Here is a 15,895-nt window from a genome sequence, read left to right as displayed (position 1 = left end):
TCAGTTGAGCTCCCACTCCTTGACCAGAATCCCCGTTAGCTCGGCCTGCCGTCGCTCCAGCACGTCCGGCGTCCATTCTGGCTCCATGATCACCCGGGTAGTCAAGGCGAACCCAGTGACGCCGGCCGCAGGCCCGAAGTACTTCTCCTTCTTCGTGGCGAAGTCGTAGTTCTGCGCCTGGCTGTTCTTGTTCCGGTTGAGCAACAGCAGATTCCCGAGGCGGTGGGTCCAGAGGGCTCGCTCATCCGCGGTGAAGTCCCCGACCCACTGGCTGTCGGTACGAGGTCTCTGCGGCAGCACGTGTTCGACGCTGATGATCTTGTGGTGGTAGGAGACACCGGGAGAGTTCGCCAGCAACTCGTCGAGCCGCAGCAGCACGTACTTCCGTACCGGCTGCACCTTGTAGAGCTCCCCGTCGAGGCGTTCGCGCGTCTCCTGCCGCTCGTCGGCGCCGAGGTCGAAGGCCGCCGCGTCGATCCCGGTGCCGGCGTCGAGCTGCTTGAGCAGCTCGGTGTACCGGGTCACCCGAGGGGTGGTGTAGACGCGTCGCAGCAGCATGCTGGCGGCGAGCCGCTCCAGCCGGCGTAGGAAGGCGTCGAGAAACACCGGGTCATCGTCGTAGTTCTTCAGCGCCCACAAGGCCGGCGGACGCCAGTCGCTGTTGTCTAGCTGAACCAGGCGCTGAAGCCAGTTGTTGACTTTGGACCAAGCGGTGTCGTGCTCGTCGTAGTCCTGATTCAGCAGGTGCGCGTAGGCGGTGGCGTAGGGGATCAGCATGTCGTCGACGAAGCTCGTGGCCTTACCGGTCTTGGTGTAGGCGTTGAGCACCTGCTGGGGAAACTCGATCAGCAGTTCGCGCTGGCCGCGCGCCTTCGCCACGATCATCCGCAGGTGTAGGAACAGCTCGGCGAAGGTCGCACGCCCGAGGTTCTGCTCGGCGGTCTCCCATGCCTTCGCGTACTCCTGCTGCTGAGCCGCATCAACGGCGCCGATCACCTCGGACTTGAAGATGTCGGAGGGCTCGAGGTCGAGACCTCGGGCGTTCATGACGCTAAAGATGCGGTGGGCGCTGGCCAGGTCGGGCGTACTGACCACCACCAGGAAGGTCCGGTTACGGGCGAGGGCAGCAAGGGCGTCGCGCTTCTCGTCGGTCCAAGACGACAGTCGTTCCCGCAATGCCTTGGCGTTGTCCCGGATGGCCCGGTGGCTGTCGTTCGCCAGCGCATGATCGCTGAGATTCAGCAGGTCGTCCAGCCGTCCGGGGGTCTGCACGTACGTCTTGAAGAACCCAGAGTCTTGATCGCGCAGCAGCAGGCGAGGTTTGGCCTTGATGCCATCAAGGGCCACCCCTGGCTCCAGGATCATGTCGCGCAGGACGACAGCGACCTCATCGTCCTTGGCGAGATCCCGCAGCACGGCCAGCAGGATGCTGAGCGTCGTCAGACGTTGCTGGCCGTCGATGACGTCCGCCCGCGGCGCGTTCTCATCTGGCTTCACCAGGACGAGAGAACCGAGAAAGTACGGCTCGGTCGCATCCCGGACGAGAGCATCCTCAAGGTCGTCGAGGAGTTGCAGGGCCTGCTCGGTGCCCCAGGCGTAGGGCCGCTGGTAGTGCGGGATCGTGAAGTCGAAGTCCGCCGAGAAGATCTTCTTCAGCGGATGCTCGTGCGCCTTCAGCGGCATCAGTCGTCCCCCTCGGGGAATTCGAACTCGCCCTGCTGGTGAGATGTTGGGGCGGCCTTGGACGCGTCAACGACGTCACCCCAGGACTGGGCGACAGCGTTGAAGCTGATGGCGTCCTTGGTCCAGCCGTTCTTCTCCGCGACGGAGAACAGCAGGAAGGCAAGTTCCTTGACCAGGTCGGCGTCGACGGCCCCGTCCGGACGACTCTGCGCAGCCGCCAGGAACGCGCCGGCCGCCGGAACCCCCACGGTTTCGAGAATCCGGATTGTGTGATGCAGGACCTCCCACGTTGACGTGTGCTCGTCGGCGAGCACGTCGTAGTCGTCCGGGGCGTCGGCGGGCTTGATCAACGTGACCTTGCCGGCACGGCTGGTCAGGATCTCGTCGCGGTCCATCCGCTCCACCGAGGTGTTCCGGGCGCGCGCCAGGTTGTCGGCGTCGCCGAAGGTGCCGGTGTTGTATCCGTGCTGGCGGTACCACGCGATTGCGAAGCGCGTCGTGGAGTCGAAGTCGCCCTCCTGCTCGGTCAGTACCTGGTCGAGGATCTCGTTAATCCGCGCGAGCGCCGACCGCACCGTCATCTGGGAACCGTCGGGCTCCAGCACCTTTGCGTATCGACTAAAAACGGCCATGCCGGGACCAATGGCTGCCTGCGGGAGGTCAACCGGCGCGATCGCGCCTTGCTGTAGCTTCCGCAGGGCGTCAGGGAGTTCCGATTGCAGCGCAGAGATCAGACCTCGCCGGTCCGTCGTTGGTGCGACATGTGGCCGCGGGCGTAGGGCCAACACGATCGACGATGCGAGCGCGTTTGTCCCGCTCGCGATCATCCGATTGCTGAGCTCGCTGCGGTTCGGCCAGGTCGCGGTAATGGCCCAACCACTGCGAATCATGCCGTCCAAAAGGGTTTCCCAACCAGAAGAGGTCGTGCCCTCATCGGAGGCGTCGGACTGCTTGAACGCATACCAGACGGTGATAGGAAAATCTTTTCTCGCACTCGCCCTCGCATTGGCGAAGACAATCCGAAAACCGTCTTCGAAGAACTCCTTCGCGCCGTCTTGGCCGCCGTGGCGATAAGGATTGGCTACCAATTCCTCTGCCTTGGGCACCAGCATCGTGCTGAAGAGCTGCGGATGGATGAACCGAAGCGAGCGCCGGAGCCATACGTAGAAAAAGTCCGATAGATCCGAATATCCAATGTTGTCGTAGTAGGGTGGATCCGTATGGATAAGACCCGCCGACATGTCGCGAGCAGAGGCATCTGCCTGTGTCACGTAGCCCATTGGACCCGCTGCTCGAATCCCGTCCATACTCTCGGCGGTCCATTGAACCGCACCGCTCCAACTGCCTGTTCCCTCGGCGAACTGATTGGGCTCAACGAAGTCCCAGGTCATTGGGATGGCCTGACGCGCAAAGGTATTTCGCGTTGATTCGCGTCCGAGGAACCATGTGACAATGGATGATCCTCGGTCTGCCATCTTCGACAGGGCCATTGCGAGATACGTGGCGACTGCGTCAGCGTAGGCGGACGCGGCAGTGCCGCCTGACTCCAGACGCTCACCTTCCGCAACAACGTCATCCTGCAACGCGTCGCGCAGCACCAGTTCGCGGACCTCGGACACGAGATCGCTGAAGGTGGTCAGCGCCATCAGTTGACGATTTGTGAAAAGATCAGCAAATTCAGTGAGTCCGTACGTTGCCGCCTTGATGTCGCGAGGGTAGAAGCCAAGGCTTCCTTCTACCGACTCGCGGGGCGCTGAGACAGCAGCTGCCAAAACGTGTTCTTCCGTGGGTGGTAGGTAGAACCGCTGCCGAATGCCCTCAGCCACGATAGCCATGAGTTGAACGCCGAGCCGCTTGTTGCGCCCCTCGGAGCGGATGTAGCTTAGAGAGACAGCAGCATCGCAACTTACGCACACCGCGCCCCTGCGCCCTACTGTGCCGTCGTTTTCAGCCGTTGGTGCGGATGCTTCCTCGTCGCTAATTTCGAACTTCACCCGTTGCCTCGAAGGATGAGTGGGATCTTCAACGACGATGGGCTTTGCGTACGCAAACCGTTCCTTCTTGTTGCGCAACCACCACGACCGCACGAGGGGCATGTCGATGCCGCAGGCGGGGTTTGGACACGTAACGGTCCGTGCCCAAATCCAGGCAACCACCTTCGCTGCCGATCCTCCGGGCAGGGTGGCCTTGGGATAAAGGTGGCCGATGCGCTTCTCGGCTTCGTCGCGCATCCAGGCTCCGTACGCCCGCACGTCCGCGGCCAAGCCCTCTGCGCCCCTCCAGGTCCGGATCTCGGAACCGGTTAGGCCGGGGAAGACGGGTGGTCGATTGCAAAACTTCGGTGGAATCTCGATGAGCGCCTTGTTGATCAAAACCGCCACCGGATTGAGGTCGGAGGCGTGCGCTGCAAGGCCGAGTCGCTGCGCTTCTAGTGGGATGGTGCCCCCGCCAGCGAACGGGTCCAGGATCGGCGGGGGGTTGCCGTCACAGGACTTCATGATCTCCGTGTGAGCCTCGGCGAGGAGGCGCTCGTCGCGCACGTTCTCCCACACCACGAGGCGCTCGATGATCTTGTGTAGCCGCTCGCGCTCGGCGCGCTGTGCGTCCTCGGTGGGGAACTCTTCCGGACGCGACGACGGATCGTCGACAAGCTGAGCGAATAGGACCGCCCGAGCTGCGGCCAGCGGCCGCCGTGCCCACCACAGGTGCAGGGTGGAGGGGTGGCCGTGACGAATCGACTTCTCCCGGGCCGACTCGCGGTTGATCGTCTCCAGCGGAAGAGCGACCTCGATCAGCTTGCGCTTCATCAATTTCCTCTAGCTCTGTAACTCAGCAGGGTGCGGTGCCGGCGGTCCAGGTCTTCACCCAACTGGCCCGGATGCCGGTCGCAGCGAGGTCGCCGAAGTCGACGCCTGCGAAGGGGTCGGCGACGTACCGTACCTGGTCGAGTTCAGGGCCGACCTTGCTGACCTTGACCAGCGCGAGCCGGTAGTGGGGGACGGCGTTCTTGCCGGTGACAACCTCGTTGTGGGTGACATAGAAGTCGTCGGCACCCTCGATCCGTGCCTTAACCTCGATGCGGATCGAGGGGCCCCCGTCGGCGGGGATGGATAGGATGTCGTAGCCGGGATTGTTGAAGGCCTGCTCCTGAGGCTCCCGGCCTAGCGCACGCTCGGTGGCGAGCACCAGTTCGACGCCGCGCCGCTCGACGGCCTTCGTCTCCTTGGCGTGGATGGGAGCGTCGGCGGGGATCTCGGCATCAACCATCGACAACGGCAGCACGAGCGCAGCGGTCATGATGCGCGGCGGCCGGGTGACCAACTGGGCCTGCTGGTCAAGCAACGCCAGCCGCGACTCGCGGCGGACCTGGAGTTCCTGTGCTTTGCGCATCAGGCTGTCGGAGCTCTCCTTCGGCTTCGCGCCGACCTGCTCCTTTTCCTGGGCTGCCATCGCCTCGCCGATCAGCCGATTCGACTCATGCGCCAACCGCTGGTCGACCCGCACCCGGGTGCGCTCGATCTCGGCGAGCCGGCGAGGTGAGACCTGGGTAAGGTAGTCCTTGAGCTGATGGCCAATGATCCAGGTCCGAGCCCGGGACTCGGCCTCACCGAGCCACGCCAGCTTCATGGCAGCGGCCACAGCCGGGGTCCGCGGGGCGGCCACGCAGTCGAGGTAGGGCGCCGGGCCGGCGGGCCTGACCTGGCCGGTAGCGTCAACGTAGGCGTAGCCGAAGCGGCGGGAGATCGACTCCCCGGTGCCGTCGACGACCTCCTCCACCACGCCCACCAACAGTGCCGGCTCCTCGATCTTTGGCGACACCAGGACGGTGCCGCGCTCAAGGATTGGTCGGAGCTGGGTGATGGTGAGCTCAGCCACAGCGTCGTGGAGTGGATGCCCGGGGGCGAGTAGGTCGGCGCGCGGCTTGTCGGCCACATCGATGCAGTCGAGCTCGAACGTCATTCGTTCGTAGCGGGTGGCGACTGGACCGTGCTTGGTGACGGCGCGCACAGCCGCAGGAACGTGAGTGATCTCGTAGCGACCACGCTCTCGTCTCGCGAGCCGACCGCCAAGTCGCTGGAAGGCTAGGCGGAAGGCCCACTCGATGTAGTGCGGCTGCAGCCGGCGGGCACGAGCCTCCTCCATGAGCCGCTGCATCTGTGCCAGGTCGGCGTCCGACATGGCGTCGTGCGTCAGTGCGCGTTCCTCCAGGAGTTCCTTGAGACCGTGGGCGACCGACTCGTCGATAACCTGTTCCATCTTGGCCCGGGTCTCGGGGAGGTCGCCGTACCGGATGGCCTCGATTAGGAGCTCTCGTAACGGCGTTTCGTCGAAGGCCGCGCCGAGGACGTCGAAGACCTTGCCGCCGTAGGCCTTGCGCTGCTCCTCAACCTTCTGCAGCAGCCGAGTGAACACTTCGCCTTCGCGGGTGTTGGCGGCCACAAGATTCCAGAGGCGGCACACCTCCGTCTGGCCGATGCGGTGGACGCGACCGAAGCGCTGCTCGATCCGGTTGGGGTTCCACGGCAGGTCGTAGTTGACCATCAGGTGGGCGGCTTGGAGGTTCAGCCCTTCACCGGCGGCGTCGGTGGCCAGGAGCACCTGGCAGGCCGGGTTCTTGGTGAACTCTTCGGTGATGGCACGCCGGTCGGCACGTCGGACGCCGCCGTGAATCGCCTGCACCGTGTCCGGCTTGCCGAAGAGCGAGCGGATCTTGCGGGCAAGGTAGTCGAGGGTGTCGCGGTGCTCGGTGAAGATGATCAGCTTGCGCGGCTTGTCGGCGCCAGGGTGGATGAGTTCGTTGTCCTCGAGGATCCTGCGCAGCTCGACCCACTTGCGATCCGTGTCGAGGTTGCGGATCCGCCGGGCGATGTGGATCAGCTTGTCGAGGTCGGCCAACTCGGCGTTGAGCTCCTCGATGGTGCGGGCGGAGGTGGCAGCGTCGAGCAGCTCCTCTTCGACCTGCTCGACCTCTTCGGCGCTGTACTCGTCGTTGTCCCAGTCGCGTGGGTTGATCGTGGCGGGTTCGTCACCAACACCGCGGCCGTGGATGAGGTCGTCACGGCGACGCTTGAGTCGCTCGGCTCGTCGGACGAGGGACTGGTAGATCGCCTCGGGGCTGGAGGCCAGGCGTCGCTGGAGCACCGTGAGCGCGAAGCCAACCGTGTTGCGGCGCTTGTCATCCAGCCGTGCGGCCCGGTTCATCCCCTCCCGCACGTATTCAGTAACCCGCTCGTAGAGGTCCTGCTCGTCTGCGGTGAGCTCGTAGGGCACGGTCTGGGCGATGCGTTCCGGGAAAAGCGGTTTGCCCTCGAAGGTGAGCAGGTCTTCCTTGACCATGCGTCGCATGAGCCCGCTGGTGTCCGGGTTGTGGACACCGGTCTTGAACTTGCCCTCGAAGCCGTCGCGCTCCAGCAAGGTGAGGAAGAGCTGGAAGTCCTCCTCCTTGCCCGCGTGGGGAGTGGCGGTCATCAGCAACAGATGGCGCGTATGGTCGCGTAGCTTCTCACCGAGCTGAAAACGTCGGGTCTTGTTCAGCTTGCCGCCGAAGTAGTTCGCGCCCATTCGGTGGGCCTCGTCGACAACGACGAGGTCGAACTCCGCCTCGTCTATGTGGGCAGCTAGATCCTCGTTGCGCGCAAGCTGATCCATCCGTGCGATGAGCAGCGGATATTGCTCGAAGACGCTCGACCCCAGCGCGGCGTCGACCATGGCGGTGGTGAGGATGTCGAAACGCAGGCCGAACTTGAAGAACAGCTCGTCCTGCCACTGGTCGACCAGCCCGCCGGGGGCCACGATCAGGCAGCGCTTTACGTCGTCGCGGAGCAGGAGTTCCTTGATGTACAGGCCGGCCATGATCGTCTTGCCGGCGCCCGGGTCGTCGGCCAGGAGGAACCGCAGGGGCATGCGGTCGAGCATCTCGCCGTAGACAGCCCGGATCTGGTGGGGCAACGGCTGCACGTCGCTGGTCGCCACCGCCAGCATCGGGTCGAACAACCCGGCCAAGGAGATTCGCTGTGCCTCCGCGACCAGCCGGAACTCCTGAGCATCGGCGTCGAACGGACGGCTGCCGGCGTCAGAGAGGCTCAGCTTGGGCTCGTCGGCCCGGAAGATCACTTGCTGACGCAGGCCGCCGTCCAGGGTTTTGTACGTCAGCTCGACAGCATCGGAGCCGTGCCACTGCGCGGCGAGCACCGAGACCGTCTCGCCAGGGACCACGCCAGCCACCCGGAGACCGGACGAGAGATCCTCGAGCCGCACCAGTCACCTCCAGATCGACAGCCCGCAAAGCTTACAGATGAGCACAGACACTACTGACGAGCTCAAGATCGGCACAGACCGGCAGGTGTTGCACTTGTCGTGCGTCGGCTTCCCGACAGCTGTCTTCGGAGGTCCCGTTCGTGTAAGGGGCGCACTACGATACCGTCCCTAAACCCCCTCGATATCTGCGGTGAGCATGAACAAGACAGAGCGCGAAGAGGTTCGTCGCCTCGCGGCGGACTTCAGCCAGTGGTGTCACCGTGCCGAGGACGTGCAGGACTGGCGCCAGGCTGTCTTAGATGCAGCCGGCCGCGACGAAAAAGCTATGCGGTCACGGAGCGTGTTAGTCGGTCGAGCCGGCCAGGTCGCCTGGCGTGTGCTCACACTCCGGAGGGGTGACGCCGGAGTTGTCAGGCGCCTCTGGGAGCGCGCCACACTCCCAGTGCTAACCGCTGCCGACCGCACGATGCTGCACCTCCTCACGGCGGACGCACCCCGCGCCGTCACCGAGGTCGCCCCCTTGCTCGGGGTGCGTCGCTTCTTCGCAGGGGCGGCGAAAAAGCAGTCGGCGGAGGCGGCCGGCGAGTTACTGCGTAGTCACCATGCGGCATTCCTCCGGAGCGACGGCGCTGGTCGACTTGAACGGCTCGGCGCCTTCACCGCGCCCGTCGATCCCCGACGGCTCGGGTTCCAGACGCTGCTCGACCCTGACCTCCGCTTCGACCTCGTCTCCGGGCGGACTGGTCCAGCACCCGAGATCCTGGATCGGCCAGTCATCGATGGGCTGCCGGAAGCGCTGGATGCCATCGCGAAGGTCGTCGCAGGCGAAGCCTCGTACAGATCGGCGGCCCACGACGCAGGTGAGAAGGTGAGACGCGCCGAGGTCCAACGGATCCTGAATGAGATGCCTGTGGATGCGTTGAAGGCCGCTACCCGCGATCGCCTCCGGCTGGGGTCACTCGCCGGGGCGGGGGTCAGCACGGTGCAGGGGGTACTGGACTGCGGCTGGTCCCTCCAAGCGCTACCGGGCGTCGGCGAAACCTCCGCTCGGCGCATGCTCGGCGCAGCACAGACCCTCTGGCAGACGACCTACGACGAGATGCCAGCCCGCATCGACATCAACCGCCGTCACCCCGAAACCGCCCAGCTGCTGCGCTGCCTCGCCGAATGGGACTCGTGCCGGCAGACCCGAGGTGCGGCTGCGGACCTCGAACGTGCATCGGAGCTCGCACCGCTGCGAGCAGCGATCGACAGCGAGACCACTCACCTGCTTGTGATCCCGACCAGGCAACTCGCGGCCGGTGGACTGTCCGAGAGCATCCAGATCGTCAAACGGCGAGCCGAACTGCTGGGCATGTCGTCCGCATCGGGCCGGAGGAACGTCGGCGCAGACCCGTGGGATGACTTCCTCGCTCGCCCCGCCGACTACTTCGCCATGCTCGCCGAGCTGGGGTTCGTCACCGAAGACGAGAACGCGTCGCACGGCGATCTCCCCGAAGAGATCATCCAGGCGGTACGCGACCAGGCGCTCAACGGCGAACACCTGACGGCGTCGCTGCGCGGCTACCAGAGCTTCGGCGCCCGTTTCGCCCTCGTGCAGCGCAAGGTCATCATCGGGGACGAGATGGGCCTCGGTAAGACCGTCGAGGCGATCGCGGTCCTCGCGCACCTGCGCAGCAGAGGCAAGACCCATTTCCTGGTGGTCTGTCCGGCCGCAGTGGTGACCAACTGGATCCGTGAGGTCGACGCCAAGTCGAAGCTGCGAGCATGCCGAGTCCACGGACCGGAACGCGAACGCGCAGCCCGAACGTGGATGCGCGATGGCGGCGTCGCCATCACCACCTACGAGACACTGGCGTGGTGGGAACGCGCGCTGCGGGACCTCCGCGACTTGGCCTGCGTCGTCGTTGACGAAGCCCACTACATCAAGAACCCTCAAGCGCAGCGGACGGTCCGGACCAAGCGACTCGTCGCAAGATCGGAGTGCGCAATTCTGCTCACCGGTACACCTCTGGAGAACAAGGTCGACGAGTTCCGCAACCTGGCCTCCTACGTACGCCCGGATCTCACCGTGGACGCCAGCGACCTGTCGCCGCGGACCTTCCGCCGGCAGATCGCGCCGGCGTACCTGCGCCGCAATCAGGAGGACGTGCTGACCGAACTTCCGGAGCTCATCGAGGTCGAGGAATGGCTACCCCTCTCCGGAGCGGACAGCTCGCGGTATCGGGGCGCGGTCGAGCGCGGGAACTTCATGGAGATGCGCCAAGCGGCGATGCTCGAGGGATCTCAGTCCACCAAGATGCAGCGCCTGATCGAGATCGTCCGCGAAGCGGAGGAGAACGAGCGCCGGGTCATCGTGTTCTCCCACTTCAGGGAGGTCCTCGGCCTCGTCGCCCGGTCTTTGCCCGGGCCGGTGTTCGGGCCACTCACCGGCTCTGTACCGGCCGGCCAACGCCAGCAGATGGTGGACCAGTTCTCGTCCGCCAGGCACGGCGCTGTCCTCGTGGCCCAGATCGTGGCCGGCGGCGTCGGGCTCAACATCCAGTCCGCGTCCGTGGTTGTCATTTGTGAACCGCAGCTCAAGCCGACGACCGAGGCGCAGGCCATCGCTCGCGCACACCGCATGGGACAGGTGCAGTCAGTGCAGGTCCACCGGCTCCTATCCGAGGACGGCGTCGACCAGCGAATCACCGAATTGCTGGCGGGGAAGAGGCGGATCTTCGACGAGTTCGCCCGGGTCAGCGACATGGCTGACTCGAGTCCGGAGGCCGTGGACTCGTCCGAGGCCGAGCTTGTCCGAGAGGTCTTGGCCGCCGAGCGTCAGCGCCTTTTCGAACGTGCATCTGCGGGAACCGTCGGAGTTGAGTGACCGGATCTGTCGTCGGCAGCTCAGGTGCTTCCGGCCGATGCCTCATGTCGCTGAATGGGCACGCTGGCAGGAGCGGGGTGCCGCACAGCATGGCCGGTGCCAACACAGGCGCCGATACCGAATGTCGACGTCCTGTCGGATCTACGAGAAAGAGCAGCTGTGATCGACGCTACGACCGAGCAGATCATCAACGACGAACGGCGGGCTTTTGGTCTTCGGTTCGTGCAGTCGCGGCGTGATGCGGAGGAATCGGCGCGGCGGTTCATCAACGAGCATCTTGGCTTCATGTCCACCGAGCACATCATCGAGCTCGGTCGTCTGTTCAACCAGCATGAAAAGGCAGGGCGGACTCGATTCGACCGCTTCACGCCAGGCTTCACCGGCGCGATCATGGCCAAGCTTGGCCGCAACCCGAAGCGGTTCAACCAGACGCTCGTACCGCTCTGGCGCGGATCGATCGACGACGCGCTGAAGGTGCTGGGCCAGATGTTCCGGGACCGTTCGATCTTGCCCGGTGCCGGATCGTCACTGCCGAGCTTCTTGCTCTACCTCCGTGATCCGGAGCGGTTCGGCATCTGCATCAACGCGACTATGGACGGCTTGGCCACCGAAACAGACGCGTCGTACCGCGCGGACAGCCTGGACAGCTATGAGGCATTCTGCGCTGATCTACGAGCGTGGCGAGAGAAGCACGGCGTGACGCCACAGGAGGCCGACGCGATCCTCACGGAGATGATGCGCAGGGCTCGCCCGGACAACCTGCTGTCGCTACTGGACGCCACTGGTGAGGCCAGCAACGGAATGCCGGTGAGTAGCTCAACCGAGGCGAAGATGACGGCGGAGCAGGTCGCCACGGCCTGCTACCTACCGGTAGAGCAGGTCGACGAGTGGGTCTCGGCGCTCACCACCGGGATGCGCCAGGCCGTCTTCCACGGTCCCCCTGGCACCGGGAAGACCTACATCGCTCGGCTCCTGGCCCGCCATCTGGCCACCTCGTCACAACACATCGAACTTGCCCAGTTCCATCCAGCTTACTCGTACGAAGATTTCGTCGAAGGGCTGCGCCCGGAGGTCGGTGCCGAGGGCGCGCTGAGCTATCGGGTGCGCCCGGGTGTCTTCTCTCAGCTGTGCGAGCGCGCGCAGCAGGCGCCGGACCAGACGTTCGTGCTGGTCATCGATGAGATGAACCGTGCGGACTTGGCAGCGGTCTTCGGTGAGCTGATGTTCCTCCTGGAGTATCGGGGTGACTCACCGGTCACCCTGCCGTACTCGCAGCGTCGGATGTCCGTCCCGCAGAACCTGTTCGTGCTCGGAACGATGAACACCGCAGATCGAAGTCTGGCCTTGCTGGACTTCGCACTTCGTCGTAGATTCCACGCCTTCCCGGTCCTGCCGAGCGAGGATGTGCTGAGCCGCTGGGCCGATGCGCGTCCGACCGCCAACAGAGAACTTACGCTCGGGCTGTTCCGGTTGATCCGGGATCGCGTTGGGCTGGACGTACCCGTCAGCCCTGGTCACTCGTACTGGATGGCGGAGGGCTTTGACGCGGCAAAGGCGGAACAGATCTGGTCGTACCAGCTCCGGCCGTACCTGGCGGAGCACTGGTTCGACCGGCCTCGCGAGCTTGAGCAACTCGACGCCGATGTCCGGGCGCTCATTGCGGAGCGCACCTGAATTGATCGAGCTCACCGAATACGAGACGCGCACCGTTCAGCTCAGCCAAGACGAAGCCTGCGAACTGGCAAGCCTGACCCGGGGGAGTGCGGACAATACTCAGCAGCCGCGCGTCGTCGACCGGCTCGCGCCCACCGGACAAGCCGGGGTGTACGACATCCAGCCGGGGCCGTATGTCGGTAGGTTCCGCCTGCGTACCGGCCGAGTCGTGGACATCTCGAGCAGGTTCTCGTTCCACGACTTAGCCGCTCTGCTCGGCTTAGGCAGCAAGGCGGCCTTGCTGCGCCACGACTCGACTTCGGCCCAGGCTGGCTCTGGTCTGATGGACCTCATCGCGTTGGCGTTCGTCCGCGAGGCTGAACGGATCGCGGGACAGGGCCTGGCCAAGGGATACAAGCAAACGATGGTGGCCAGGCCCCCGTATGCCGGAGTTCCAGCTGTCACCGCACATTTGAACGCCCACGCTGGCCGAGCCGATCGTCTCGTCACGACGGTCCAGCGCCTCACCGCGGACATCGCGCTCAACCAGCTCATCGCTTCTGCGCACGGAAAACTTTGCCAGCTCACCTACCAGGACAAGCGACTCGAAGTTCGGCTACGTCAGCTCACGCCCGTGTTTCGGAACGTCAACGGAAGACGGGAAGGGACCCGGCAGCTACCGAGACCGCCAGCGCGGTATACGGAGATCCATGACTTGGCGAGGCTTGTCCTGGATCACCGGACCGCTCTGCCTGCTGGTACCGGGCTCGCGGGAGCCGGCGTGCTGTTCAACATGACCAAGATCTGGGAGAACTATGTCGGCCGGTGGCTCAGGACCCACCAGCTGGAAGCGGTGGTGCACAGCCAGTACCCCATCCCACTGGTGGACATTGGCCCGGCAAGGCGAGGCTGGGCGGACTTCGTCGTAGAGCGTGGCGGTCGGCCTGTCGCCGTCTACGACGCAAAGTATCGGCCCTGGAAGGAGTGGCCGAATACAGCCGAGCTGTACCAACTCTTCACCTACGCCAGCCGGCTGTACGTTGACCGCGCTGCGCTTGTGTACCCCGGAGCAGAGGCGCTCAGCAGGCAGATGACGATGGGGAACGTCGTGGTTGAGGCTATCGCCGTTCCCATCGAGGAGACGGCCGTCCAGAACGGTTGATCTACGCAGCCTCCTGGACGGGTGCCGAGGACGGCCGCATTACGGCCAGCACTGCGGCCGGTCGTGGGAAAGCCACCAGCCGCCGCGGCGCCGCATAGCGCCGTGACACCAGTAGCTGTCGTTCGACCGCTGGCTTGCCTATTCGGCACAACGTCCGGTTGCTCGCCGAGCACACCATGCGCCTGGTCGGAAGCAGGGAGTCCAACGGCGGAGGCGAGGCCGGCCGCGGACGGCCTCCCCTGTTCTGGAGCCGGAGCACCCCCGCCGGAGGCGCATTACAACTCCTAACTCTTTGAGTGTTGGAGTCGGCGCCAGCAGATGATGGCGCAGGCGAGGGTGAGGAAGGGCTTCGTGGATGTCGTCGCGGATCTCCCAGCGGATGCGTAGGCGGCGGAACCAGTGCAGCAGGGCGATGGTCTGCTCGACGACCCACCGTCGGGCGCCGAGGCCGGAGCCGTGGGCGACGCCGCGTCGGGCGATGACCGGGGTGATGCCCTTGGCGCGTAGCTGTCGGCGGTAGCAGTCGTAGTCGTAGCCCCGGTCGGCGTAGATGCGCTGTGGTCGCTGTCGGGGTCTGCCTCGGATGCCCCTGATCTTGGGAAGCTTGTCGACCAGGGGCAGCAGTTGGGTGACGTCGTGGCGGTTGCCGCCGGTCAAGCTCGCGGCGAGGGGGATGCCGCCCGCGTCGGTGATGACGTGGTGTTTCGAGCCCGGCTTGCGGCGGTCGACCGGGCTCGGACCGGTTTTGGGCCGCCCTTGAGCGCCCGCACGTGAGAGCCGTTGATCACCGCCCCCGACATGTCCAACTGTCCAGCCGCTCGTAGCTTGCCGAGCAGGACCTCATGCAGTCGCTGCCACACGCCCGCGTCGTTCCAGTCCCGCAACCTGCGCCAACAGGTCATCCCCGACCCGAACCCGAGTTCCTGGGGCAGGTACTCCCACGGGATCGCGGTGTGCAGCACGAACAAGATTCCGCACAACACCTTGCGGTCATCGAGGGGCTTACGTCCCGGGTAGCGGCGCCGGCGAGGTGGCCGCGGCGGCAGCAGCGGTTCGATCTCGGCCCAGAGTTCATCCGAGACGACCCACGGCGGCTGCTGACCCCTCCTCACGTTCAGACAGAACGATCCTCACGTCCAACCGGTTACGCCCAGCATCATTTAGTTAGGAGTTGTTAGCCGCTACCCACGCGACACGTCAGCGCGCTGACGCACCGACACCCCCTCGCATCGCGCTCGAAGGCTCTACTGCGTAGGGCGGCCGATCGCTCGGTCGTCCGTCCACATCGCCGCCCGGATCCTCGGCCACCGCAGCCTGAGCACCACGCAGACCTACCTGGCCGTGTTCCAGGACGAGCTCATCCGCTCCTACCGCGCCTTCGTCGACCAACGGCGAGCCACCCGCCCGCCGCGGAGTACCGCGAGCCCACCGCCGACGAGTGGACCTGTCGTCGGCGCGTGAAATCGGACCCTGCGGCGGCATCTGAATTTGGACCCCTTGGCCGTGTATGACCTTACTCAGTTGTCGGTCTTGCTGGCCGCTGGGACGCGGCCGAGGTCGCGGTCTTTGAGTCGGTAGCTGTCTCCCTTCATGGAGATCACCTCGGCGTAGTGGACGAGGCGGTCGATCATGGCTGCGGCGACGACGTCGTCGCCGAAGACTTCGCCCCACCGGCCGAAGGGCTTGTTCGAGGTCACGATCAGACTGGCGCGTTCGTAGCGGCTGGAGACCAGTTGGAAGAACAGGTTCGCGGCTTCGGCTTCGAAGGGGATGTAGCCGACCTCGTCGACGATCAGCAGCGGGACGCGGCCGAGTTTGACCAACTCGTCTTGTAGCCGGCCGCCGTGGTGGGCCTCGGCCAGGCGTGACACCCATTGCGCGGCGGTGGCGAACGCGACTCGGTGTCCGGCCTGGCAGGCCCGGATCCCCAGGCCGATGGACAGGTGGGTCTTGCCCGTGCCGGGTGGACCGAGGAAGACGACGTTCTCCTTCGACGTCACGAAGTCCAGGGTGCCCAGATGGGCGATCGTCTCGCGTTTGAGGGAGCGTTGGTGATCGAAGTCGAACTCCTCCAGAGCCTTGCGGGCCGGGAACCGGGCGGCGCGGATGCGTCCCTCACCGCCGTGGGCCTCTCGGGCGGCGACCTCGCGTTGCAGGCAGGCCATAAGGAACTCCTCAGAGGGTGGTTCGGAAGGGCATGTCCGTTGTGGGTTTGGCCGCGGGGTAGAGGTCCTGCTCGTGGGGCTATGCGGCTGGCGGTGGCGAGGCGG

6 protein-coding genes and 2 pseudogenes are annotated in these 15,895 nt (G+C 65.1%); 3 read left to right on the top strand and 5 right to left on the bottom strand.

Going from position 1 to position 15,895, the window contains the following annotated elements:
* Genes ACFYZF_RS28255 through ACFYZF_RS28245 form a run of 3 tightly spaced genes read right to left on the bottom strand, consistent with a single transcriptional unit; the run spans nucleotide 1 to nucleotide 7,941 of the window.
* Nucleotides 1-1,683, bottom strand: a complete 1,683-nt coding sequence (locus tag ACFYZF_RS28255) for a DUF262 domain-containing protein (RefSeq protein WP_387025835.1) — start codon at nucleotides 1,681-1,683, stop codon at nucleotides 1-3.
* Nucleotides 1,683-4,490, bottom strand: coding sequence for a DUF1156 domain-containing protein (locus tag ACFYZF_RS28250; RefSeq protein WP_387025833.1), 2,808 nt, complete (start codon nucleotides 4,488-4,490; stop codon nucleotides 1,683-1,685). Before ACFYZF_RS28250 ends, ACFYZF_RS28255 begins: the two co-directional genes overlap by 1 nt.
* Nucleotides 4,491-4,512: 22 nt before the next feature.
* On the bottom strand, nucleotides 4,513-7,941 hold the full coding sequence (locus ACFYZF_RS28245; RefSeq protein ID WP_387025831.1) for a helicase-related protein: 3,429 nt from the start codon (nucleotides 7,939-7,941) through the stop codon (nucleotides 4,513-4,515).
* Nucleotides 7,942-8,407: 466 nt separating this feature from the next.
* On the opposite strand from ACFYZF_RS28245, the gene ACFYZF_RS28240 reads away from it, so the two are divergent.
* The 3 genes from ACFYZF_RS28240 (at nucleotide 8,408) to ACFYZF_RS28230 (ending at nucleotide 13,625) form a co-directional block, all read left to right on the top strand.
* Complete coding sequence (locus ACFYZF_RS28240; RefSeq protein ID WP_387025829.1) at nucleotides 8,408-10,810, top strand: DEAD/DEAH box helicase; 2,403 nt, start codon at nucleotides 8,408-8,410, stop codon at nucleotides 10,808-10,810.
* A 159-nt stretch (nucleotides 10,811-10,969) separates the two neighbouring features.
* Nucleotides 10,970-12,484 (top strand): AAA family ATPase, encoded by a 1,515-nt coding sequence (locus ACFYZF_RS28235; protein ID WP_387025827.1) that lies wholly within the window; start codon nucleotides 10,970-10,972, stop codon nucleotides 12,482-12,484.
* 1 nt (nucleotide 12,485) lies between these two features.
* A complete protein-coding gene (locus ACFYZF_RS28230) occupies nucleotides 12,486-13,625 on the top strand; it encodes a hypothetical protein (RefSeq protein ID WP_387025825.1) in 1,140 nt (379 codons plus the stop codon).
* 284 nt (nucleotides 13,626-13,909) lie between these two features.
* Here ACFYZF_RS28230 and ACFYZF_RS28225 read toward each other — a convergent pair.
* Together ACFYZF_RS28225 and istB are read right to left on the bottom strand one after the other, a co-directional pair.
* Nucleotides 13,910-14,737 (bottom strand): annotated as a pseudogene (locus ACFYZF_RS28225) (IS5 family transposase).
* A gap of 405 nt (nucleotides 14,738-15,142) precedes the next feature.
* Nucleotides 15,143-15,802: pseudogene (gene istB / locus ACFYZF_RS28220) on the bottom strand (IS21-like element helper ATPase IstB); the annotation flags it as partial.
* Nucleotides 15,803-15,895 lie beyond the last annotated feature (93 nt).

The sequence above is a fragment of the Micromonospora sp. NPDC001898 genome (assembly GCF_042891255.1).
GTDB lineage: Bacteria > Actinomycetota > Actinomycetes > Mycobacteriales > Micromonosporaceae > Micromonospora.
Note: the sequence above shows the minus strand (reverse complement) of the source record. Positions and strands in the feature narration are given on the sequence as shown.